The 22,333-nt window shown below is 60.8% G+C and carries 18 protein-coding genes and 1 tRNA gene; 13 read left to right on the top strand and 6 right to left on the bottom strand.

Annotated elements, in window-relative coordinates; translation table 11 throughout:
* Positions 1–71 precede the first annotated feature (71 nt).
* A complete protein-coding gene (gene amt / locus B9A97_RS06275; RefSeq protein ID WP_084364190.1) occupies positions 72–3,287 on the bottom strand; it encodes an ammonium transporter in 3,216 nt (1,071 codons plus the stop codon).
* A gap of 195 nt (positions 3,288–3,482) precedes the next feature.
* Positions 3,483–3,806 (bottom strand): HlyU family transcriptional regulator, encoded by a 324-nt coding sequence (locus tag B9A97_RS06270; protein WP_084364189.1) that lies wholly within the window; start codon positions 3,804–3,806, stop codon positions 3,483–3,485.
* Positions 3,807–3,911: 105 nt separating this feature from the next.
* Here B9A97_RS06270 and B9A97_RS06265 point away from each other — a divergent pair, with 105 nt between their 5' ends.
* Together B9A97_RS06265 and B9A97_RS06260 are read left to right on the top strand one after the other, a co-directional pair.
* Positions 3,912–4,925, top strand: a complete 1,014-nt coding sequence (locus tag B9A97_RS06265) for a glycerophosphodiester phosphodiesterase family protein (protein WP_084364188.1) — start codon at positions 3,912–3,914, stop codon at positions 4,923–4,925.
* Between the two features lie 101 nt (positions 4,926–5,026).
* Complete coding sequence (locus B9A97_RS06260; RefSeq protein ID WP_084364187.1) at positions 5,027–5,893, top strand: alpha/beta hydrolase; 867 nt, start codon at positions 5,027–5,029, stop codon at positions 5,891–5,893.
* On the opposite strand, the gene ilvA is transcribed toward B9A97_RS06260, so the two are convergent.
* The gene (gene ilvA, locus B9A97_RS06255) at positions 5,886–7,136 is read right to left on the bottom strand and encodes a threonine ammonia-lyase (protein WP_084364186.1); all 1,251 of its coding nucleotides are present in this window, start codon (positions 7,134–7,136) and stop codon (positions 5,886–5,888) included. The two genes, B9A97_RS06260 and ilvA, sit on opposite strands and share 8 nt — an antisense overlap.
* A gap of 101 nt (positions 7,137–7,237) precedes the next feature.
* Between ilvA and B9A97_RS06250 the strand changes: the two genes are divergently transcribed.
* Positions 7,238–8,692, top strand: coding sequence for a TrkH family potassium uptake protein (locus B9A97_RS06250; RefSeq protein WP_084364185.1), 1,455 nt, complete (start codon positions 7,238–7,240; stop codon positions 8,690–8,692).
* A gap of 79 nt (positions 8,693–8,771) precedes the next feature.
* Complete coding sequence (locus B9A97_RS06245) at positions 8,772–9,386, top strand: hypothetical protein (RefSeq protein ID WP_244564146.1); 615 nt, start codon at positions 8,772–8,774, stop codon at positions 9,384–9,386.
* Positions 9,387–9,420: 34 nt separating this feature from the next.
* Here B9A97_RS06245 and B9A97_RS06240 read toward each other — a convergent pair.
* From B9A97_RS06240 to wrbA, 3 genes are all read right to left on the bottom strand, one after another.
* Positions 9,421–9,505 (bottom strand) — tRNA-Leu (locus tag B9A97_RS06240).
* A gap of 114 nt (positions 9,506–9,619) precedes the next feature.
* Positions 9,620–9,865 carry a PilZ domain-containing protein gene (locus B9A97_RS06235; protein ID WP_084364184.1) on the bottom strand — a complete coding sequence of 82 codons (246 nt, stop codon included), beginning with the start codon at positions 9,863–9,865 and terminating at the stop codon, positions 9,620–9,622.
* 144 nt (positions 9,866–10,009) lie between these two features.
* Complete coding sequence (gene wrbA / locus B9A97_RS06230; protein WP_084364183.1) at positions 10,010–10,609, bottom strand: NAD(P)H:quinone oxidoreductase type IV; 600 nt, start codon at positions 10,607–10,609, stop codon at positions 10,010–10,012.
* 213 nt (positions 10,610–10,822) lie between these two features.
* Here wrbA and B9A97_RS06225 point away from each other — a divergent pair, with 213 nt between their 5' ends.
* The 9 genes from B9A97_RS06225 to B9A97_RS30100 all read left to right on the top strand — a co-directional run bounded on the left by B9A97_RS06225 (position 10,823) and on the right by B9A97_RS30100 (position 22,255).
* Positions 10,823–11,596 carry a competence/damage-inducible protein A gene (locus tag B9A97_RS06225; RefSeq protein ID WP_084364182.1) on the top strand — a complete coding sequence of 258 codons (774 nt, stop codon included), beginning with the start codon at positions 10,823–10,825 and terminating at the stop codon, positions 11,594–11,596.
* Between the two features lie 136 nt (positions 11,597–11,732).
* Positions 11,733–12,575 (top strand): universal stress protein, encoded by an 843-nt coding sequence (locus B9A97_RS06220; RefSeq protein ID WP_084364181.1) that lies wholly within the window; start codon positions 11,733–11,735, stop codon positions 12,573–12,575.
* Positions 12,576–12,814: 239 nt separating this feature from the next.
* Entirely contained in the window at positions 12,815–13,312 is a 498-nt protein-coding gene (gene gpt / locus B9A97_RS06215; protein WP_084364443.1) for a xanthine phosphoribosyltransferase, read from the top strand.
* A gap of 283 nt (positions 13,313–13,595) precedes the next feature.
* Positions 13,596–15,374: a methyl-accepting chemotaxis protein gene (locus tag B9A97_RS06210; RefSeq protein WP_084364180.1), complete on the top strand. Its 1,779-nt coding sequence runs from the start codon at positions 13,596–13,598 to the stop codon at positions 15,372–15,374.
* Between the two features lie 73 nt (positions 15,375–15,447).
* Positions 15,448–16,023, top strand: coding sequence for a hypothetical protein (locus tag B9A97_RS06205; protein ID WP_084364179.1), 576 nt, complete (start codon positions 15,448–15,450; stop codon positions 16,021–16,023).
* A gap of 329 nt (positions 16,024–16,352) precedes the next feature.
* Positions 16,353–16,940 (top strand): hypothetical protein, encoded by a 588-nt coding sequence (locus B9A97_RS06200; protein WP_084364178.1) that lies wholly within the window; start codon positions 16,353–16,355, stop codon positions 16,938–16,940.
* A gap of 665 nt (positions 16,941–17,605) precedes the next feature.
* The gene (locus B9A97_RS06195; RefSeq protein WP_084364177.1) at positions 17,606–21,418 is read left to right on the top strand and encodes a vitamin B12-dependent ribonucleotide reductase; all 3,813 of its coding nucleotides are present in this window, start codon (positions 17,606–17,608) and stop codon (positions 21,416–21,418) included.
* Positions 21,419–21,482: 64 nt separating this feature from the next.
* Positions 21,483–21,710 (top strand): winged helix-turn-helix domain-containing protein, encoded by a 228-nt coding sequence (locus B9A97_RS30105; protein WP_244564145.1) that lies wholly within the window; start codon positions 21,483–21,485, stop codon positions 21,708–21,710.
* Between the two features lie 185 nt (positions 21,711–21,895).
* The gene (locus tag B9A97_RS30100) at positions 21,896–22,255 is read left to right on the top strand and encodes a restriction endonuclease (RefSeq protein ID WP_244564144.1); all 360 of its coding nucleotides are present in this window, start codon (positions 21,896–21,898) and stop codon (positions 22,253–22,255) included.
* The last annotated feature ends 78 nt before the right edge of the window (positions 22,256–22,333 follow it).

Raw genomic sequence — 22,333 nt, 5'->3', positions numbered from 1 at the left:
CCGGCTCGTTGTCAGTCGAACATGGTGGTGTTGGTGGCGATGGCCTGGCTTTCCAAGCCATCACTCGGTCGTCACTCGCCCGCCAGCGAGATCGGCGTTCGGCTCTCTCCCCCCGCCACCGGGGCTTCACCTACGTCCGGGCCGTCACTTTCAGCATCATAGCCGACCCTCGCCGCCATGCCGCGCAACTGCAGCGCAATCGCCTTCGGCACCTCGCGGCTAATCTGTTGCAGCGGCAACGGACGGCCAAGCAGATAGCCCTGCAGCTCGTCACAGCCGAGTTGCTGCAGCAGCAGGGCCTGCTCGATGGTCTCGACGCCTTCCGCGACCACCTTCATGCCAAGCCCGGCACCGAGGTCGATGATGGTTCTGACGATGGCCGCGGCATTGTTCTCGACCCCGAGATTGTTGACGAAACTGCGGTCGATCTTGATCGTGTCGAAGGGATAACGGTTGAGATAGCTCAGCGACGAATAGCCGGTACCGAAGTCATCCAGCGCGATGTCAAAACCAGCCTCCTTCAACTCCCGGAGAATATTGACCGCCCGCTTGTCATCGTCGATCAGCACGCTCTCGGTGATTTCTAGCTCCAGCCGATGCGGCTCGATGCCGGCATCCTGAACCGTCTCGCGCAGGTGCACCATAAAATCGGCATGGCGGAACTGGATGGGGCTGACATTGATCGAAAGCCGCCCCTGGGGCAAATCGCGGCGCAGCATGGCGCAGGCTTCCTCGATGACCCACTCCCCCAAAGCCACGATCTTGCCGGACACCTCGGCAACGGGGACAAAATCCGCCGGGCTGATCATGCCGCGTTGCGGGTGGCGCCACCGGATCAGGGCTTCATAGGCGCTGATCTCGGCCTTGGCCACGTTGATGCGGGGCTGAAGGTAAAGCTCGAACTCGCGGCGCTTCAGCGCAAGGTCGAGATCGGCTTCAAGCGCACGCCGCTTTTCGATCAGTTCGCTCATGCCCGGCTGGAAGACACACCAGGTGTTCCGGCCGGAATCCTTGGCATGGTAGAGCGCAAGGTCGGCCTTGCCGATCAGTTCGTCGCTGCTGCTGCCATGCTCGGGGCACAGCGCCGCGCCGATCGAGATGCCACACCGCACCTTCTCGCCATTCCCGATGTCGAAGGGCGCGCGAAAGGCAGTCACCAGGCGTCGCCCGAGATCCTCCAACTGCGCCTCGAAGGACGCATTGGCCAGGATGACGGCAAACTCGTCGCCGCCAAGCCGCGCTGCGATATCGTCCTTGCCGATGACCGACGTCAGGCGGCGACCCGCCTCGCGGATCACGGCATCTCCCGCAGGATGTCCGTGGATGTCATTGATATCCTTGAAATGATCGAGGTCGACCATGACGACGGCGCAGCCCCAACCGGACAGGGCGCGGGTCACGGCGTCAGCAAGCTTTTCCGTAAACAGCGTGCGATTCGGCAGGCCCGTCAGCGCGTCGTGATAGGCGAGATGACGGATGTGCTGCTCGGCCTTCTTCCGCTCGCTCAAGTCGACGAGGCAGCCGACGCGGATCTTCTCGCCGCGATAGACGATGTCGCGCCCCCGCGCCGCAACCGGGATCTGCGTGCCATCCGGCCTTTGCAGCAGGATTTCCTTGTTGAACTCGCGGTCGGACATGAAGGCGTCCCGAAGTGCTGCCCAATCCTCCGTCTGTGGCAGGAACTCTGACAGCGACCGGCCCACCAATTCCTCGATCGGTAGTCCCATCAGATCGGCAAGGCGGCTATTGCCATCGACGATCGTGCCTTGCTGGTGCATCACCATGGCCTCGAACGTGGCGCTCGCCAGAGCCGCAACGCGCTCGATCTCCTCATGATCGCGTTTGAGGTTCATCAACTCCTGCCGTGCCCGCTCTTCCGCCGCCACATTGTCCATCAGCCGGTTGAACAAAAGGCTCAGCTTCTCCGCATCATCGCCGCTATCGACCGGCAGCCGGTGATTGAGATCTGCCTTGCCGTTGACAAGGTTCGACAGGGCGTCCTCAACATGGCCGACGCCGAGGCGCGTGCCGTGCTCGGCAATGTTGAGGCCGATTTCCTCGTCTTCGACGGAAACCCGGACCTTGAGCGTGCGCTCCATCAGCCAGAAGAAGGCATAGCCAAGGCCAAAGGCCCAGTAGAAATTCAGCGCCGCGCCGAAAGCCTGCACATGCAGTTGCGCCATTCGTCCGCCGGCCGGCAACAGTTCCACGGGTGCCAGCAGGGCGAGGCCGAGCGTTCCGACCACGCCGGCAAAGGCATGAACACCAATGGCGCCGACCGCATCATCAATCCTCAGACGATGCAGCACGACATCATTGCCGTAGATGGCCACCGCCGCGCCGATCGCGCCGATCAGCAGCGCACCACCGGGATCGAGGATGTGGCAACCGGCAGTCACGGCCACGAGGCCACCCAGCATGCCCGTCAGCGATTTTTCCGGCAGGACAACGCCATCCTGGAAAAAGCCGATGACATATCCGACGCAGGTGGCCACTCCGCCGGCAAGAACGGTGTTGAGAATGATCGGGGCGATGTCGGGATTAGCCTGCATGGTGGAGCCGCCATTGAAGCCGATCCAGCCGATGAACAGCAGCAAGGCGCCCGTGGTGGAGAGGACGGGACTATGGCCGGCGATCCGCACAGGGCGTCCATCCGGCCCGAAACGGCCGAGCCGCGGGCCGATCACCATGCAGGCGGCAAGCGAGATCCAGCCACCCGTGGCGTGAACCACTGTGGAGCCGGCGAAGTCGACAAACCCGAGGGACGACAGGAAGGCCGTGTCATTGGCAAACAGCGCCGAGCCCCAGGCCCAGTGGACGAAGACCGGATAGATGAACCCGGACAGGACGAGCGAGCCCAGCACATAGGCCGACAGCTTCATGCGTTCGGCGACGGCACCGGACACGATTGTTGCTGCAGTGCCGCAAAACATCACCTGAAAAACGAAGAATCCTGCCTGCCAGTCATCGAGATTGCGCAGAAAGAAGAAGTCCTCTTCCGTACCGACAGGAAGATTGTCCGACCGGCCGAAAGCAAACATGAAGCCGACAGCCGCAAAGGCCACCACCCCGAACACGAAGTCCAGCATGTTCTTCTGGGCGACGTTGATGGAGTTCTTCGAGCGGACCATGCCCGCCTCGAGCAGCAGGAAGCCCACCTGCATCATCATGACGAGCGCGCCGGCCAGCAGCATCCAGGTCAGGTTCGCATTGAGCGTGGTGGCATCCGTAGTGGTCGAGGCGGTCGCAGACTGCGCGGATGCCAGCAGCACAAGCGACACCGCCATGACACGATGGCACCCCGCAACTCGAATACTGGATAACTTGCTACCGGCCACCACCATGCCCCAGACTACATTCTGGCAACATAGAAGCCGCAATCATTTAAAATTGCGTATGTTCCGGGACGTGTTTATTAATGTTAGCAACGCCTTAGAAGCGATACCTTGGCTGATGTCACAAGGTCCGGCTCTGCGTTCCCATCAAACCTGACGGGTTTTTTCGCCATCGGAAAACAGCGATGGGCCGGTCTGGTCGATGATCTGCCGCGCCTTGCGGAAGGTCGCCTCCAGCGCATCGTCTGATCCGGGAAATATGTCGGCGCGGATGAAGTTGCGCGTCAGCGTTTCGCCGTTCACGGTTTTCTCGATGCGACCGGCAAGGCGAAACTGGTTGCCTTCGCGGATGGGCGTCGCATGGATGGTGCAGTCACCATGGGCCTGGGCGGGCGCGCTCGGCCCGGAGGCCGGCTTGTCGGAGGAGGCGCCGGAAAAGGCACCGAGGATTTTTGAGATGAAAGAAGCCATGGGTCGTGACTACCACAATCGGCCATACAGGAGAAGCCTGCCTCCTCTGAATCGCCATAAATCCGGCGAAGCTTCCCATGAATTTAAATCGGGAATCATTTTGCAATGCAGCGATTTTTCTTCGGACTGGCTCTCGTCATCGCCGCCGTCTGGGCAATGAACACCAGCCTGTTCCGATCATTTCCGGATGGAGGCGCCGCGCGCGTCATTGCCCATCGCGGGCAGCATCAAACCTTTGACCGCGCCGATCTCGACAATGACACCTGCACCGCCGAGCGCATCCATCCGCCGGAGCATGCATTCCTGGAGAATACACTACCGTCGATGGAGGCCGCCTTTGCCGCAGGCGCCGACGTGGTCGAACTCGACGTGCACCTGACACCTGATGGACAATTCGCCGTCTTCCATGACTGGACGCTCGACTGCCGGACAGACGGCGAGGGCGTCACCGAGAAGACGCCGATGAGCGTGTTGCGCACGCTCGACATCGGCTACGGATATACCGCCGATGACGGCAAGACATTCCCCTTCAGTGGCAAAGGCGTTGGTATGATGCCGACGCTGGACGAGGTGTTTGCCCGCTTTCCCGATCGTAAGTTCCTGATCAACTTCAAGAGCCGGCGGACGGAGGAAGGCACCGAGCTTGCCCGGCAGTTGCTAGCAGATCCGAGAAAGCGTGCGGCCGTCTACGGCGTCTATGGCGGAACCGAGCCGACGGAAACGGTGATCGCCTCGGTCGACGGCATGCTCGGCTATTCGCGGTCATCGGTAACGTCCTGCCTCCTGACATACCTCGCCCTTGGCTGGAGCGGCCATGTTCCGGACAGTTGCGCCGGGCGTCTGGTGCCGGTGCCGCAGAACTTCGCCTTCCTGCTGTGGGGCTGGCCACATCGTTTCGTCGAGCGCATGGCCTCGGCCGGATCAGAGGTGATCCTTGTCGGTCCGTTCACTGCGGGTGACCCTGGCACCGCAGGTCTTGACGAAGTCGAGACCTGGGCCAACATCCCACAAAGCTTCCCTGGCCTGATCTGGACCAACCGCATCGAACGCGCCGCCGAATTCGCCCGCGCCTCCGGCTATTGCCAAGGCCGCCAGCCATCAGGCATCTGCGCGCCGTAAGCTGTCTGCGTCCCTGTCGGTGCCAACCGCTGCCCATTGCGGTGCGGCCCTTTTTGCTGTTCTGTATCCTCAAAATGATGGCATAAGGTTCAGGGTCCGGCGTGATCGACGACATCGAGGCTTACCTCGCCCGTGGCGAGGCCCGTTTCCCGGATTTGCGCGCCCACGCGGTCAAACAGGTGATCTGGCACGATAGTGCCCGCCGTCAGCGGACACCGTTCGTGCTCATAAACGTCCACGGCTTTTCGGCCTCTTCGGGGGAAGTCAGGCCCCTGCCCGATCTGGTGGCCAAGGCGCTCGGTGCCAATCTCTTCTTCATGCGGCTTACCGGCCACGGCCGCAGCGGCGAGGCCATGGCGGAGGCGACGATCGATGACTGGCTTGCGGATTTCGACGAGGCGCTCGACGTGGCGGCACGGCTGGGCGAGCGAATCGTCATCCTGGCCACCTCCACGGGGGCGACGCTGGCCACTGTCGCGCTGTCCAGGCCAGGCAAGTCCGAAAAGGTCGCCGCACTCGTCTATCTCTCGCCGAATTTTCGTGTGCGGAGCGCTGGCGCCTTCCTTCTGACCGTGCCCGGCATCCGCAACCTGCTGCCGCATATAATGGGCAAGTATCGCAGATTTACGCCCCGCAACGAGGCCCATGGCCTGCTGTGGACGGCCGTCTATCCGTTCAAGGCGCTGCTGCCGATGGCAGAACTGGTCAAGCGGGCGGGCCGGGTGAAGGTCGAGGACTTCGCCATCCCGGCGCTTTTCATTCGCTCGCCTCTCGACAAGGTCGTCGATCCCGCGGCAACGAACCGCATCGTCGCCCGCTGGCGCGCGCCGCATGCGGTGATCGATCCCGGTCCCGTGGGCGACGAAGATTATCACATCATCGCCGGAGATGCCCTGTCGCCCCATACCACGGGGCCTTTGGTGGAGCGGATCAGCACGTGGCTGCGACAGGTCCTGGCCGTCAAATGATCAGGTTGGCGATGATCTCGTTGTCGGTGATGTCCTCATAGCCGAGGCCGGTTGCCTCGAAGCTCTGGATCAGCGTTTCGAAATTGCCACGCTGCTTGGTTTCGATGCCGATCAGGATCGAACCGAAATTGCGGGCGGATTTCTTGAGATATTCGAACCGCGCGATGTCATCGTCGGGGCCCAGCAGGTTCAGGAAATCCCGAAGTGCGCCCGGCCGTTGCGGCAGTCTCAGGATGAAGTATTTCTTCAAGCCGGAATAGCGCATGGCGCGCTCCTTGACATCAGGCAGGCGCTCGAAGTCGAAATTGCCGCCCGAGACCACCGCCACCACGGTCTTTCCTTCAAGACCCGCGCGGCCCAGCTTCTCCAGTGCGGCCAGCGACAGTGCGCCCGCGGGTTCCAGCACGAAACCCTCGACATTCAGCATTTCGGAGATCGTCACGCAGATGGCGTTTTCCGGCAGCACCATCACTTGGTCCGGCGAAAAATGGCGAAGTGCTGCGAAGTTCAGATCGCCGATCCGGGCCACCGCCGCGCCGTCGACGAAGTTATCGACCTTGGGCAGTGTCACGACGGTACCGGCCTCCAGGCTCTTCTTCAAGCTCGGGGCACCGGCCGGTTCGGCAAACAGGAATTCAATGCCTGGTTGGCTCTCGGCGAGGAAGCCGGTCATGCCGGCCGACAGGCCGCCACCGCCGACCGGCAGGACGACCAGGTCGATCCGCTCGCCCTCCGGCAGTTGCGACAGGATTTCGGCTGCCACCGTCGCCTGCCCCTCAATGATATCGGCATGATCGAAAGGCGGCACCATGTAGCCGCCAATCTCATCGACATGCTCGCGGGCTGCCTGGTAGCACTGGTCGAAGATGTCTCCGACCAACCGGATGGTGATGAAGGCGCCGCCGAACATGCGGGTTTTGTCGATCTTCTGCTGCGGCGTCGTCACCGGCATGAAGACCACGCCCGGAACCCCGAAATGCCGGCAGACATAGGCAAAACCCTGGGCGTGATTGCCGGCGGAGGCGCAGACGAAGGTCTTGTCGGTGCCACCTGACGCAATCACCTTGCGGAAGAAGTTGAAGGCGCCGCGGATCTTGTAGGAGCGGACCGGCGAGAGGTCCTCGCGCTTGAGATAGATTCGCGCGCCGTATCGGGCGCTCAGGAGATCGTTGAGCTGCAGCGGCGTTTCGGGAAACAGCGTGCGCATCGCCTCGTTGGCGGCCAATACATCCTGTTGCTTCACGGGCTCCGTCCATTGAAATTTTTGACGCCTCCCGCTATGGCATAGCCACAGGCGGAGACAAAGTCCTTTTCCGCGGCCACGAGATACGGGACGCATTCTCCTTGAACGCCAGCCATTTCCGTTTTGCCATCTATATCGCGGCGCTGTGCGGCCTCTACCTGTCGACGGCGATGATGATACCCGCGCTTGTCGATCTCTATTTCGGGCACGAGGACTGGCGCATCTTCGCCTTTTCCGGCTTCCTGGTGGGCGGACTGTCGCTGCTGACGGCGATCGCCACGCGGGCGGCTCCGCCGGTCTTTTCCAAGCGCCTCGGCTTTCTCCTGGTCAATTTCCTCTGGGCGACGTTTTCGCTTGTGGGGGCCGTGCCCTTCATGATGGCGGTGCCGAACATCACCTTCGCCCAGGCGCTGTTTGAATGCATATCGGGGATCACGACGACCGGTTCGACCATCCTCGTGGGGCTCGATCATATGGCGCCAGGCCTCCTGATGTGGCGGTCGCTGCTGGCATGGTTGGGCGGCATCGGCATCGTGGCGCTCGGCCTGTTCGTGCTGCCCTTCCTCAGGGTCGGCGGCATGTCGTTCTTCAAGATGGAATCATCCGACACCAACGACAAGCCTTTTGCGCGGCTGGCCAGTTTCACCCGCGCCTTCATGGCCGTCTATGTCGGGATCACGCTTGCCTGCGCGATCGCCTATGGGGCGGCAGGTATGAGCAATTTCGACGCCATCAACCATGCGATGTCGACCATTGCAACGGCCGGTTTTTCGACCCATGACGCATCCTTCGCCTATTTTCGCAGCGATACGATCCTGTGGATCTCGACCTTTTTCATGACGATCTGCAGCCTGCCATTCTCGATCCTGATCGTGTTCATCGTCCGCGGCAGACTGGATGCGCTGCGCGATCCACAGATCGCCGTGTTCGTTATGTATCTCTGCGCGTTTGCCCTCGCTGCCGCCATCTATAATCACCTGCGCAACGGGGTCGATCTGGGGCCTGCCCTCACCCACGCCTTCTTCAACTTCTCCTCAATCCTGTCGACCACAGGCTTTGCCAGCCAGGACTACACGCTGTGGGGGCCGCTTGCCGTTGCCGCCGCCTTCTTCGCAACCTTCATGGGCGGCTGTTCCGGCTCGACGGCCGGCGGCATCAAGGCCTACAGGTTCATCATCCTGGCGAACATCATCACCACGGGCCTGAAGAAGCTGATCTATCCCAACGCCATGTATTCGGTGCGCTACGGGCGCCAGGTCGTGGATGCGGAAACGCAGAGCACGGTTTTCCTGTTCTTCTCGGCCTATGTGTTCCTCTGGGTCATCGGCAGCATCGCCATGGCCGGGCTGGGCTATGACTTCGAGACCTCGACATCGTCGGTGATCACGGCGCTGTCGAATGTCGGTCCCGGTATCGGTAGCCTGATCGGTCCGGTCGGCAATTTCTCGATGATGAATGACCCGGAACTCTATCTACTGTCGCTGATGATGCTGCTTGGGCGTCTGGAGGTCCTGTCGGTACTGGTCCTGCTGATGCCGCTGTTCTGGAAGGCTTGAGCAGAAGCCCGTCGCTACGCTTGACGCCCGCCTGCATTCCCTGAAATTCTACAAGCCGATTCTCAATGAGGAGGCCGAGATGGAACTGCAGCGGAATGCCGTGACGCGTGGACATATGGCAGGTATCCCGTTGCTCGGTTTGCTCGGGCTGCTGGTTGCATGTCCGTTGGCTGCCCATGCAGGTCCGCTGGCTGATGGCGCCAAGCTTGCGGAAGAAAAGGCAGCGAGCGGCGACACCAAGGCGGCCTATGAAGCGGCGCGCGACGCCTTCACCAGCTTTGCGGCGGGACTGCCATTCACCATCGGCAAGGCGGTGTTCGTCAGCGAAAAGCCGGCGGCCTATGGTGCCTATAGCCCCAAGCCGAATGCCGTCTTCAAACCCGGCGAACCGCTGATCACCTATGTCGAATTGATCGGGCTGACTTGGAAACCTGCCGACGGGGGCAAGGTGCAATCCAATTTCACCGTCGACCTGGAGCTTCGCGACGCCAAGGGTGCGACGCTTGCGGCAGAAAAGGGTTTCGGCACCTTCGCCTTCACCGGCTATGTGCAGAACCAGGAAATCTACACCCATCTGACGCTCGATGTGTCCGGCGCCAAGCCCGGAGACTATGTGCTGCGCTACACCGTCAATGACGTGATGGGCAATCGGGCCGCCGTGTTCGAGCAGACATTCACGGTCAGCGGGTCGTAGGAATTGTAGGCCTGATTCGGAGCGTTAAGAAGCCTGGTGCGGACGACGGGGATCGAACCCGTATACCTCTCGGTGAGGGATTTTAAGTCCCTTGCGTCTACCAGTTTCGCCACGTCCGCAACGAGCACGGTCAATAGCTTGGCGGGCCGAGAATTGGAAGGGCCGGATCGCGTGTAAATTGATCTGGGCACAAGATCGCGGATGGGGATACAGCCGGTCGATCTGGCTGAATTTCAGCCGTCAAAACTCACGCCGAGTTCGGAAACCTTGCGCCAGCGGACGGAGCACGCATGCGTCGTGCCGTCCTCAAACCTGAGACTGAATGTGTCAGGCACCCCGATTGTGGATTCCATCACGAGCCGGGCGCCCTTGCCGGTCAGGTTCCGCACCATGCAGTCGAAGGTGGAATGTCCGCCTGCCAGAATGATTCGCGCCGTCTTGAGCGCCCGCATGCGGGGAACAGATCGTTTTTCTTCCATGACGCCACACCTTGAGCCCCGGCACTGATCCCGGCCTGTTGAGGCGCAGCTTTTATCCAAATATCCTAATAATTCTATATCCAGCCAGAACGACAGGATGGAAACCTGTGCGGAAGCGAACTCCCGCACAGGCGAAGTCTAGGCTCAGGCCGTCAGCTTGGCAGCGAGCTTGGCGACATGCGCGCCCTGGAAGCGGGCACCTTCGAGTTCGATCTCGGACGGCTGACGCGAGCCGTCACCGTCGGTGATGGTGGATGCGCCGTAGGGCGAACCGCCCTTGACCTGTTCAACACCCATCTGGCCCTGGAAGGCATAGGGAAGGCCGACATAGGCCATGCCGTGGTGCAGGAAGGTCGGGATGAAGCCGAGGATGGTGGATTCCTGGCCGCCATGCTGCGTTGCCGTCGAGGTGAACATGGAGCCGATCTTTCCGACCAGCTTGCCCTGGGCCCACAGACCGCCGGTCTGATCCCAGAAGTTGCGCATCTGCGATGCAACCGTGCCGTAACGGGTACCGGCGCCGACGATGATCGCGTCGTAGTTTTCGAGTTCGGCCGGAGTGGCGATCTCGGCCTTCTGGTCGACCTTGTAGTAGGACGCCTTTGCCACGTCTTCCGGAACCAGTTCCGGAACGCGCTTTACGACGACTTCAGCGCCGGCCGACTTTGCGCCTTCGGCAACGGCATAGGCCATGGTTTCGATGTGGCCATAGGCCGAATAGTACAGGACGAGGATCTTAGCCATTTCAATCTCCGGAAAGCTGGTGATGCGCAGTTATTGCGCTCGCACCGTTAGACTTAGCGTGTTCGCGGTGGAGTGCCAGACCCGCTGGTGGCAACTCACTGTTCAATGGAACTCGATGTTTTTTGCTTGCGGTCTTCGCGGCCGTCTGGCGCGATTGCATTTGCACGGCGAGGCGCTAGTTATAGCTCACGCAATTTCCATGGATTTCCCCTCATGACCGAACCGACCATCTATACCGCCGCGATGCTGGCCATCGGCGACGAGCTCCTGTCCGGCCGGACGAAAGACAAGAACATCGGGCATCTCGCCGATCTCCTGACGCTGTCGGGCATCGACCTCAAGGAGGTTCGCATCGTCGCTGACGAAGAAGATGACATCGTCACTGCATTGAACGCCCTGCGCGCCCGCTACACCTACGTGTTCACCTCGGGCGGCATCGGACCGACCCATGACGACATCACCGCCGATGCGGTCTCCAAGGCATTCGGCGTGCCCTGCATCCATGATGTCAGGGCCATGGAGATACTCGCCGCGATGTATGACCGGCGCGGCATGGAGTTTACCGAGGCACGGCAGCGCATGGCGCGCATGCCGCAAGGCAGCGTTCACATCGACAATCCTGTCTCCACAGCCCCCGGCTTTCACATCGGCAATGTCTATGTGATGGCGGGTGTGCCGCAGGTCTTCCAGGCCATGCTTGACAATGTCATCTCCACCCTACCGTCGGGCTCGAAGATGCTGTCGCGCGCCATCGCCTGCCCTTATGGGGAAGGCGATATCGGCACGCTGCTGGCAGCCGTGCAGAAACAGCATCCGGAAACCAGCATCGGCTCCTATCCGCATTTCGATGGAAAGCGCTTTTCCACCGAACTTGTGATACGCTCGCGTAATATGGCCGATCTCGAGGCCGCCGCGGCAGCCGTGGCGGCGATGATCCAGGGCCTGATTGCAGAGCGCCCGCCAGCGGCTCTCGTTCCGGAGGCGTGATCGCGATAAAAGCCGCGTGAAACGTCTCCAAGGGCGGCAAAGACCCTGACGGTTTGACCGAAGTCAAGGAACACCGCCGGTTTGCGCCGCATTGCTTTATATGCGGAAGGTTTTTTAACCGCTGAGGAGACCCACAATGGCCTACAAGACGATACTCGCCATCCTGGACACGCCCAAGACGGCCCAACAGATTACCGATTTCGCAATTGCCCTTGCCAAGACCTGCAATGCGCATGTGATTGGCCTCCATGCCGAGGCGATGGCCGCCGTGCCGCTGGTGGCGCCGATGGAGATCCCCGACCCGGCAACTGTCCAGGCCCTGCAGGACATGGCCCATGCCGAGACTGTCGATGTCGAGAAGATCTTCCGAGGCCTTGCCGAGCGCGAGGGCATATCGTTCGAATGGCGCAGCTTCATGTCGTCGGCCGGCTTCAGCGGCAGCGCCATCATCGACAGTGCGCGCACGGCCGACCTGGTAGTTGCTGCCCAGGGCGACAACGCGGTGCTGTCGGAAAGCCGGTCGGATCTCGAAAACTTCCTGTTCGAAAGCGGGCGGCCCGTGCTGCTGGTCCCCTATATCCTGAAGACGCCCAAACCGATCCAGCGGGTCATGATCGCCTGGAACGGCTCGCGGGAGGCGGCGCGCGCGACCTTCGACGCCCTGCCCTTCCTCAAGGCCGCTGAAACGGTCGAAATCTTCTGCGTTGACCCGGCCGACAACGCCACGCAATCGGCTGACATGGCTGGCGCCGAGATTGCCGCGACGCTCGCCCGCCATGGTGTCAAGGTGACGATGGTCTCGCACACCACGGATGGCCTGCCGGCAGCCGCGGCGATCGAAAACCGGCTGGCAGACAGCAGCGTCGATCTTCTCGTGATGGGCGCCTATAGCCACAAGCGCTGGTGGGAGGTGCTGTTTGGCGGTGTCACCCGCACCCTGCTCGATTCCATGACCGCGCTGACCTTGCTGTCGCGCTGATTGCCGGCTTCAGACCCTTTGCCGTCGCTTCAAGAGCGGCGGCGCTCGCTCCCTCTTGCCAATGCGCGGCGATTGCCGCTAATAGCAGCGGCCAAAGACGGATAGCCCGGATTGGCCGTTGCCTGGAGCGGATGCCCAGGCCCGACAGCTCCGCTTTCAAAGCGTGGTGTCTCTTCGACAGCCCTCCGTCCAGACCCATGCCGGCGCCGACCGGCCAGATCGAACGCGGAGCCCGCTCAATGTCGCTGCCTGAAAAAGCCTTCCCCGTCTCCTGGGACCAGTTCCACCGCGATGCCCGCGCGCTAGCCTGGCGGCTGGCCGGCATGGGGCAGGAATTCCGGGGCATCGTCTGCATCACCCGAGGCGGACTGGTGCCGGCGGCGATCATTTCCCGCGAACTCAACATCCGCCTGATCGAAACCGTCTGCATCGCGTCCTATCATGACTATGTGAACCAAGGCGAGATGAACGTTCTCAAAGGGATCTCTGCCGACCTGCTGACCGATGGTGGCGCCGGCGTGTTGGTGGTCGACGACCTGACCGATACCGGCAAGACCGCGGCGGAAGTGCGCGAAATGCTGCCGAAGGCCCATTTCGCCTGTGTCTATGCCAAGCCCAAGGGCGTGCCGACAATCGATACCTTCGTGACGGAAGTCTCCCAGGACACCTGGATCTATTTCCCCTGGGACATGGGCTTCACCTATCAGGAGCCGATCGCCAAGGGCACAAAAGGCTGATCTGTCCGCATCATCAAGGATAATGCCGTCCTCGCCCGCGCCCTCAGCGCGGGCGTTTTCGTATTGGCACACTCCAAGCACTCAAAAATGCCTGTGGATGCGGCAAAAGACGCATATTTGAACATATGTAAATTACATATTCCGAATATGTTAACATGCGCACGCTAAATCTTGGCATACTGCGACCGGCCTTGGGCCAACGGGTCATGACGACGCGATGCGTGGCGCAGATGTCCGGTAAGACGAAGCCCTGCTGACGCAGCGCTTGGAGGTCGTATGCGACATGTTCAGAATGCTTAATTCGCTTTCGCTCACCGTCAAAATGGCCGCGCTGATCGTATGTATCAACCTGATCGGCGTGATTGGCCTCTCCGTCTACAGTTGGACCAGCCAGCGAGACAACATGCTCAGGCTCGCCCAGGCGGGCTGGAGCAAGGATTCGGCGCAGTTCGCAAGTCTTGCTGCCGGCGGCGTGAAGTGGGGCAAGGTGGATGTGGTGGCCGAAACCTACAAGGTTTACCGGGACAACCCGGCCTTGGAACTCGTGCAGTTCGCCGCCTTCAATACCGACCTGAAGATCATCGACAACTGGCGACGTGACGGTGTACCGGCCCTGCCCGCCGACGATGCGATGATCGCCATGCTCAAGGCGGCACCGGCCGAGCAGAAAATCGACCGTTCTGCCCTTGATGCCGGCGTGGTCACCATGATGACCCCTCTGCCGCTGGACAAGAACGGCAAGGCTCAAGGTTACGTCTTTACAAGTTGGTCGGCGGAGCAGGTGCTCAACAGCGCCCGCAACAACGCCTTGATCGCGCTGGTGATCCAGTCCGCCGTCATCACCGTGGCGGTTGCGGCCCTGCTCATCGCCATGCGGCGACTGGTCGGCCGCCCTCTCGGTCAGTTGAGTGCCCGCATTGTCGCGCTTCAGGAGGGGGACATGCAGACTGCCGTGGTGTTCCAGCAAAAGGGTGATGAGATCGGCTTTCTGGCCCGCGCCCTCGAACGCTTCCGGCTCGATGCGATCGAGACAGACGAGACCCGCCGCCGCGCCGAGCAGCAGCAACAGGTCCTTGAGACCGAACGTGCGCGCAATGCCGCCCTCTCCGAAGAAGCCGCCGATACCCAAAGACGCATCATCGACCGCGTTGGCGATGCCCTGTCACGTCTGTCGGACGGACAACTGAGCACCCGGCTGAACGATCTCGGCCCCGATTTCGAGCAGTTGCGAGTCGATTTCAACGCCATGGTCGACAGCGTCTCCGAGGCGATCACATCCATCAAATCCGCATCTATTGCGGTCGAGGATGGCGCCGGCGAACTGGCGGACCAGGCCCAGCAACTGGCGAAGCGGACGGAACAGCAGGCCGCCTCGCTCGAAGAGACGGCAGCGGCCCTGAATGAAGTCACGACAACGATCCAGACCTCATCCAGAAGCGCCGAACTTGCGGGCCGCATGGTGGGCGAAGCCAAGACCGAAGCGCGCGTATCCGCCGAGGTCGTACACCGTGCCATCGGCGCCATGGATCGCATCCAGAACTCGTCCTCGCAGATTGGGCAGATTATTTCCGTGATCGACGAGATTGCCTTCCAGACCAATCTCCTGGCGCTCAATGCCGGTGTCGAGGCCGCCAGGGCGGGCGATGCCGGCAAGGGTTTTGCCGTGGTGGCACAGGAAGTCCGCGAGCTTGCCCAGCGGTCAGCCACGGCTGCGAAGGAAATCAAGCAGCTTGTTGCCGTTTCAAACGCGGAAGTGGCCGGCGGCGTCAACCTGGTCAACGAGACCGGCGCGGCCCTCATGAAGATCGAGGAGCGTATCGGCAGCATTGCCGATACGATCGGCGCGATCGCTTCGTCCTACCAGGAGCAATCCTCGGGACTGCGCGAGATCAACCACGCGATCACCGAAATGGACCAGACCACCCAGCGCAACGCCGCCATGGTCGAGGAGACCTCGGCTGCATGCCACGACCTGCTGAGCCAGAGCCGGCTGCTGCAGGATGCGGCAGGACGCTTCCGCATTGCAACCCGTCCTACCACGCCTTTCAGGCGCGTTGCCTGAGCCCGCATGACCTCCCAGGGGATCCGGAGGAGACCAGGGTCCCGGCACAACACCGTTCACGAGGAGAACTCCGATGAAATCGATAGTAGCCAGCATCATCGCCCTTGGCGCCCTTGCCGCAACCACCAGCCCGGTATACGCCCAGGAGCATGTCGCGCCCGTTACGGCCTATGTTCAGGAAAATGTCGTCCCGTGGCTCTCCGACCCGACCGTCATCGTCGCCATCAAGGCGCAGAACGACAAGAACGCCGGCCTTGCGGCAACCGATATCGATGCGCTTGACAAGAAATGGCGCGCCGAAGTCGAGGCATCGGATCGACCGATGATCAATGAGGTGCTGAACAACGCGCTCTCCAAGCTGCTGCAGGAAAAGCAGGCCGCCTCCTCCGGCACCATTTCCGAACTGTTCGTGATGGACAATAAGGGCCTCAATGTCGGGCAGAGCGACGTGACCTCGGACTACTGGCAGGGCGACGAGGCGAAGTTCCAGAAGTCCTTTGGCGCCGGCAAGGATGCGCTGTTCGTGGACGAGGTGGAAAAGGACGAGTCGACCCAGGCGCTGCAGTCCCAGGCATCGCTGACGATTTCCGACGAGACTGGCACGCCGATCGGGGCAATCACCATCGGCATCAATCTCGACGCCCTCTAAGTCGTCGCGCCAAGCCTCGACCCCCAAGGAAACAAAAGATCTTGCGGCGCCTCAGGGCGCCGTACTTCTGTGTATCCGATCATCTCCTGGCGAAAATACTTTAAACCTTTAATATAATTTGCCTCAACCGGGCATTTCCATAAATAGCGATCGCAACTGGATCTCGCGAATAGATTGAATTCACCACGTTCTTTTTCTAGGAGGCGACGACCACGATCTGTTTTATTTTTTGTTAAAGGGAAATCGCCGAATATTACCCTTGTGGTGCCGCGCCGCATCCAGCATGGGGAATGCGATCAACAGCGCGTTTTTGAGCGGAGGACAGAGAATTGACAGGTTTTACCGCTTGGGCAGCCGCCTTCCTGTCTGTCGTCATCGCGTTGGGTCCAACGGCCAATGGCGCCGAACAAGGCCATGTGCCGGCCGTCCGAGCTTTCGTGGAAACCGACGTTCGTCCGTGGATCCGCGACCCGCTGCTGATCGGCGCCATCCAGCAACAGAATGCCCGACATGCCACCTTGAGCGATGCGGATATCAACGAACTCGATCGCCAGTGGCGCGCCGGTTTCGAAGGTACCGGCCATAGCATAATGATCGACATCGTGGCCGAGAACGTATTGTCGGAAATGCTCCGGCAAAAGCTGTCCGGTTCCGGCGGACGCATTGCCGAAATACTCGTCATGGACAACAGGGGCCTGATCGTCGGCGCCACCGACATGCCCTCGGACTTTTGGCAGGGGGACGAAGACAAGTTTCAGAAGTCCTTCGACGCCGGCCCGGATGCGCTCTTCATCGATGTGATCGAAAAGGACGAGTCGTCCCAGGCGTTGCAATCGCAGGCCTCGCTGACCATCTCCGACGATGGCGGCAAGCCGATCGGGGCGATCACCATCGGCGTCAACATAGACGCATTGTGACCAAGCTAGGCTCACCGTCACCGTGTGAGATAGGCCGCTTGCGCGACAAACCACGCTCCGATTCGGTACAGCCCGCGATCTTGGCACCTGATGAGACGCCCCTTCCTACGTTCTCCCCAGCCTTGACGCTACGGCAGGAGAAGGGGCTGATTTTGTCCCTTCAATAGCATCGCGGCTGAGGCTTCCGCGGCAAGGCGCTGATATTGCTGGCTTACGCACTTTCCCCGTTTTCCACAGCGGGACACCACAATATCTGGTATTAATATTTTCGTCATAAACCACCTCTTGACGGAATCGCCCCTTTCAAAGTTAATGGATTCTATGTTGCGGCGGCGACTGAGCTGGAATTAACGAGGCCGGCTCTTATCAAGAATACCGTTTGTCGAATCCCGGCGTCTGCTCATGACGAGCAAGGCTGAGAGGTCCTTTTGCGCGGTTTTTTTCGTAGCCAAAAACATCGATCCGGGACTGGTCGCAATAAACTGTTAATACTATATTTAGTGTTTGCAGCCAGCATCGGCACAAGATACAGCGCTACCTAACGCGGGATCACCACCTGTAGGAAGCAATTTTGAGCACCTGGCGGCGTCTTTTTGACGAGCGCGGCTGGGCGGGGACATTCGCGCCCGAAAACGGCGCCGGATTTAACAAGGACTAGGATTGAGATGCGCATCGAACGTCGTTTTACAAAGCCCGGCCAGTCCGCCTATGCGGAGATCGAATTCCGCAAGGCGGTGAGCGAAATCAAGAACCCCGACGGATCGATCGTCTTCCGTCTGGCCGATATCGACGTGCCCGCGCAGTTCTCGCAGGTCGCGGCCGACATTCTAGCGCAGAAATATTTCCGCAAGGCCGGCGTTCCCGCACGCCTGAAGAAGGTCGAAGAAAACGACGTTCCCTCCTTCCTGTGGCGTTCCGTTGCCGACGAAAAGGCCTTGAAGGAACTGCCTGAAAACGAGCGCTATGGCTCGGAAACCGATGCGCGTCAGGTTTTCGACCGTCTGGCCGGCACCTGGACCTATTGGGGCTGGAAGGGCAAGTATTTCTCGTCCGAGGAAGATGCGGCCGCCTTCAAGGATGAGCTTGCCTACATGCTGGCCACCCAGCGCGTCGCTCCGAACAGCCCGCAGTGGTTCAACACCGGCCTGCACTGGGCCTATGGCATCGACGGCCCCGGCCAGGGGCATTTCTACATGGACCCCTTCACCGGCAAGCTGACCAAGTCCAAGTCTGCCTATGAGCATCCGCAGCCGCATGCCTGCTTCATCCAGTCGGTCGAGGACGATCTCGTCAACGAAGGCGGCATCATGGACCTGTGGGTCCGCGAGGCGCGCCTGTTCAAATACGGCTCTGGCACCGGCTCGAACTTCTCCCACCTGCGCGGCGAAGGCGAGAAGCTGTCGGGCGGCGGCAAGTCCTCCGGCCTGATGTCCTTCCTGAAGATCGGCGACCGCGCGGCCGGCGCCATCAAGTCGGGCGGCACCACCCGCCGTGCGGCCAAGATGGTCGTGGTCGACATCGACCATCCCGATATCGAATCCTATATCGACTGGAAGGTGAAGGAAGAGCAGAAGGTTGCTGCCCTCGTCACCGGCTCCAAGATCGTTGCCAAGCACCTCAAGGCGATCATGAAGGCCTGCGTCAACTGCACGGCCGCCAATGATGCCTGCTTTGACCCGAACGAGAACCCGGCCCTGAAGCGCGAGATCCGCGCCGCCAAGAAGGACCAGGTTCCGGAAAACTACATCAAGCGCGTCATCCAGTTCGCCCAGCAGGGCTACAAGGACCTGGAATTCAAGACCTACGACACCGACTGGGATTCGGAAGCCTATCTCACCGTGTCGGGCCAGAACTCCAACAACTCCGTTTCGCTGAAGGACGACTTTTTGCGCGCTGTCGAAAATGACGGCAACTGGAACCTGACCGCCCGCCGCGACGGCCGCGTGATGAAGACGCTGAAGGCCCGCGAGCTATGGGAAAAGATCTCCTATGCCGCCTGGGCATCGGCAGATCCCGGCCTGCACTTCAACACCACGATGAACGACTGGCACACCTGCCCGGCCGCCGGCCCGATCCGTGCATCGAACCCGTGCTCGGAATACATGTTCCTGGACGACACGGCCTGCAACCTCGCCTCGCTGAACCTGCTGCAGTTCAAGGACAAGGCGACCAAGCGCATCAATATCGGCGACTACGAGCATGCCGTGCGCCTGTGGACCCTGGTGCTGGAAGTCTCGGTGATGATGGCGCAGTTCCCCTCACGCCAAATTGCCGAACTCTCCTATGAATATCGCACGCTCGGCCTCGGCTATGCCAATATCGGCGGTCTCTTGATGTCCTCCGGCATCCCCTATGATTCGGCCGAGGGCCGCGCGATCTGCGGCGCGCTGACCGCGATCATGACCGGCGTTTCCTATGCGACGTCAGCCGAAATCGCCTCGGAACTCGGCCCCTTCCCGGGCTATCAGCCGAACCGCGACAACATGCTGCGCGTCATCCGCAACCATCGCCGTGCCGCGCATGGGCAGACCACGGGTTATGAAGGCCTCTCGGTCGATCCGGTAGCGCTGATCCATGCCGATTGCACCGATCGCGACCTGATCGCCCATGCGACCGCCGCCTGGGACAAGGCGCTGGAGCTTGGCGAAAAGCATGGCTATCGCAATGCCCAGGTCTCGGTCATCGCGCCCACCGGCACGATCGGCCTCGTGATGGATTGCGACACGACCGGCATCGAGCCCGACTTCGCACTGGTGAAGTTCAAGAAGCTCGCCGGTGGCGGCTATTTCAAGATCATCAACGCTGCCGTGCCGGAAGCGCTGCGCACCCTTGGCTATTCGGAATCGCAGATCGCCGAGATCGACGCCTATGCTGTCGGCCATGGCAACCTGAACCAGGCGCCCGGCATCAATCCCGGCTCGCTGCGCGCCAAGGGCTTCACCGAAGACAAGATCGAGGCGTTGAACGGCGCGCTGAAGGCCGCCTTCGACATCAAGTTCGTCTTCAACCAGTGGACGCTCGGCGCCGACTTCCTCAAGGGCACGCTCAAGGTATCCGACGAGCAGCTCTCCGACATGAGCTTTAACCTGCTCGACCATCTCGGCTTCTCCAAGAAGGAGATCGAGGCTGCAAACATCCATGTCTGCGGTGCGATGACGCTGGAAGGCGCGCCCTTCCTCAAGGCCGAGCATCTGGCCGTGTTCGATTGCGCCAATCCTTGCGGCAAGATCGGCAAGCGTTACCTTTCGGTTGAATCCCACATCCGCATGATGGCGGCTGCCCAGCCCTTCATCTCGGGTGCGATCTCCAAGACGATCAACATGCCGAACGAGGCGACCGTCGAGGATTGCGGCGCCGCCTATATGCTGTCCTGGAAGCTGGCGCTTAAGGCCAATGCGCTCTATCGCGATGGCTCGAAGCTCTCCCAGCCGCTTAACGCCTCGCTGATCGAGGACGAGGACGACGAGGACGCGCTGGAGGAACTGGTTGCCGCCCCCGTCGCCGCCAAGGCCGTGACGATCACCGAAAAGATCATCGAGCGCGTGGTCGAGCGCGTGGTGCGCGAACGGGAAAAGCTGCCGAACCGCCGCCAGGGCTATACCCAGAAGGCCACCGTCGGCGGCCACAAGGTCTATCTGCGCACCGGCGAATTCGGCGATGGCCGCCTCGGCGAAATCTTCATCGACATGCACAAGGAAGGTGCCGCCTTCCGGGCGATGATGAACAACTTCGCCATCGCCATCTCGCTTGGCCTGCAATATGGCGTGCCGCTGGAAGAATATGTGGAGGCCTTCACCTTCACCAAGTTCGAGCCGGCCGGCATGGTTCAGGGCAATGACGCGATCAAGAACGCCACCTCGATCCTCGACTACGTGTTCCGCGAACTCGCCGTGTCCTATCTCGGCCGTCACGACCTCGCCCATGTCGATACGTCTGATTTCTCCAACACGGCGCTCGGCAAGGGCATCCAGGAAGGCAAGACCAACCTGATCTCGACCGGCTGGACCCGCGGCCACAAGCCGACGCTGGTGTCGGGCGGCAATGTTGACCGGTCGCTGGCCGAGCCGAAGGGCGCTGCAACCGCCGCCCCCGCCAAGGCCTCCGGCGGCGCCACCATCACCGCCTTTGCCGGCAATACCGCCCGCAAGCTGGAGCCGGTCGCTGCCGTCTCCACCTCCGAAATCGTCGCCTTCAAGCGCGACTACGAGGAGCGCGCCGCCGAACTGGCCGAGGAGATCGCCGAGGAACTGGTGGACGAGTCCGCCCAGGAGGCCACCGCCCTCTTCTCCGACAAGGCCGCCGCCGACGCCGCCGCGGCCAAGACGGAAGCCAAAAAACTCGAAGCTGACCGCCGCATGCGCTCGATTGCGCAGGGGTATACGGGCAACATGTGCTCCGAGTGCCAGAATTTCACCATGGTGCGGAATGGGACTTGCGAGAAGTGCGACACGTGTGGCGCGACGAGCGGGTGCAGCTGATTGGTCTAGCCATAGATTCTAAGGGGCGTTGCAGCGCCCCTTTTTTGCATCCGCAGGAGGCGACATGAGCAGAACGTTTCATATCGGGCAGAGCGGTCTGCCCGATTTGCCGCAAATGATGCTGGCAACAATCGAAGCGCTACGTGCCTTGGGCGGCTCTGCAGCAATCGATGAATTGAACGACAATATCACCGAGCGTGAGGGCGTAACCGAAACTGAGCAAAGCTATCTGATGCCCAATGGACGCGATCAGAGGCTAAGCTATTACCTGGCATGGGCTAGAACATTTTGAAGCGTGGCGGAGCGTTAGCAAATTCTGCACGTGGCGTTTGGAACCTAACCGAAACAGGATTCGCGATAACGGAGAAATCGCAAACGCTCGCCATTTACAATAAAGTAAACGAAGAAGAGCGCGAGAGATCAAGACTTCGACGGCTACAACAAAAGAACGATGGCGTGGCGCCAGAAGCTCTCGTGATGACCGCCGTGGAAATCGCAGAAGAGCCCACCATTGTTCGTGACTGGAAACAGAGCCTATTGGAATGCCTGATGCAAATGGATCCAGCCTCCTTTGAGCGATTGTCGCAACGACTCTTGCGTGAGGCCGGCTTCATAAAAGTAGAAGTTCGTGGAAAATCCGGTGATGGCGGTATCGACGGGGTCGGTGTTCTGCGCGTAAATTTGGTTTCGTTTCAGGTATATTTTCAATGCAAGCGTTGGCAGGGAAGCGTCGGATCTCGGGAGATCAGGGATTTTCGTGGGGCTTTGCAGGGGCGAGCCGATAAAGGCCTCTTCATTACCACCGGTACTTTTACAAGTCATACCAACGAGCAATGACGCCGACTCGTGATGGGATTCCCAAATCAGAGGAATTCTGACTCATTATGCCAAACGGAGGTTTGGCATGACGAAGGC

The organism is Rhizobium sp. RU36D (assembly GCF_900176345.1).
In the GTDB taxonomy this organism is placed as follows: Bacteria; Pseudomonadota; Alphaproteobacteria; order Rhizobiales; family Rhizobiaceae; genus Allorhizobium.
The sequence above is the reverse complement of the archived record's forward strand: the minus strand, read 5'-3'. Positions and strand labels throughout refer to the sequence as shown.

Excerpts from the sequence above, each read along its gene's own strand:
- B9A97_RS30100 (WP_244564144.1), top strand. The coding sequence starts at position 21,896 with ATGACCGCCGTGGAAATCGCAGAAGAGCCCACCATTGTTCGTGACTGG.
- B9A97_RS06195 (WP_084364177.1), top strand. The coding sequence starts at position 17,606 with ATGCGCATCGAACGTCGTTTTACAAAGCCCGGCCAGTCCGCCTATGCG.
- amt (WP_084364190.1), bottom strand. The coding sequence starts at position 3,287 with ATGGCGGTGTCGCTTGTGCTGCTGGCATCCGCGCAGTCTGCGACCGCC.
- B9A97_RS06220 (WP_084364181.1), top strand. The coding sequence starts at position 11,733 with ATGGCCTACAAGACGATACTCGCCATCCTGGACACGCCCAAGACGGCC.
- B9A97_RS06210 (WP_084364180.1), top strand. The coding sequence starts at position 13,596 with ATGTTCAGAATGCTTAATTCGCTTTCGCTCACCGTCAAAATGGCCGCG.
- B9A97_RS06270 (WP_084364189.1), bottom strand. The coding sequence starts at position 3,806 with ATGGCTTCTTTCATCTCAAAAATCCTCGGTGCCTTTTCCGGCGCCTCC.
- B9A97_RS06265 (WP_084364188.1), top strand. The coding sequence starts at position 3,912 with ATGCAGCGATTTTTCTTCGGACTGGCTCTCGTCATCGCCGCCGTCTGG.
- wrbA (WP_084364183.1), bottom strand. The coding sequence starts at position 10,609 with ATGGCTAAGATCCTCGTCCTGTACTATTCGGCCTATGGCCACATCGAA.
- B9A97_RS06245 (WP_244564146.1), top strand. The coding sequence starts at position 8,772 with ATGGAACTGCAGCGGAATGCCGTGACGCGTGGACATATGGCAGGTATC.
- B9A97_RS30105 (WP_244564145.1), top strand. The coding sequence starts at position 21,483 with ATGAGCAGAACGTTTCATATCGGGCAGAGCGGTCTGCCCGATTTGCCG.
- B9A97_RS06205 (WP_084364179.1), top strand. The coding sequence starts at position 15,448 with ATGAAATCGATAGTAGCCAGCATCATCGCCCTTGGCGCCCTTGCCGCA.
- B9A97_RS06235 (WP_084364184.1), bottom strand. The coding sequence starts at position 9,865 with ATGGAAGAAAAACGATCTGTTCCCCGCATGCGGGCGCTCAAGACGGCG.
- gpt (WP_084364443.1), top strand. The coding sequence starts at position 12,815 with ATGTCGCTGCCTGAAAAAGCCTTCCCCGTCTCCTGGGACCAGTTCCAC.
- B9A97_RS06225 (WP_084364182.1), top strand. The coding sequence starts at position 10,823 with ATGACCGAACCGACCATCTATACCGCCGCGATGCTGGCCATCGGCGAC.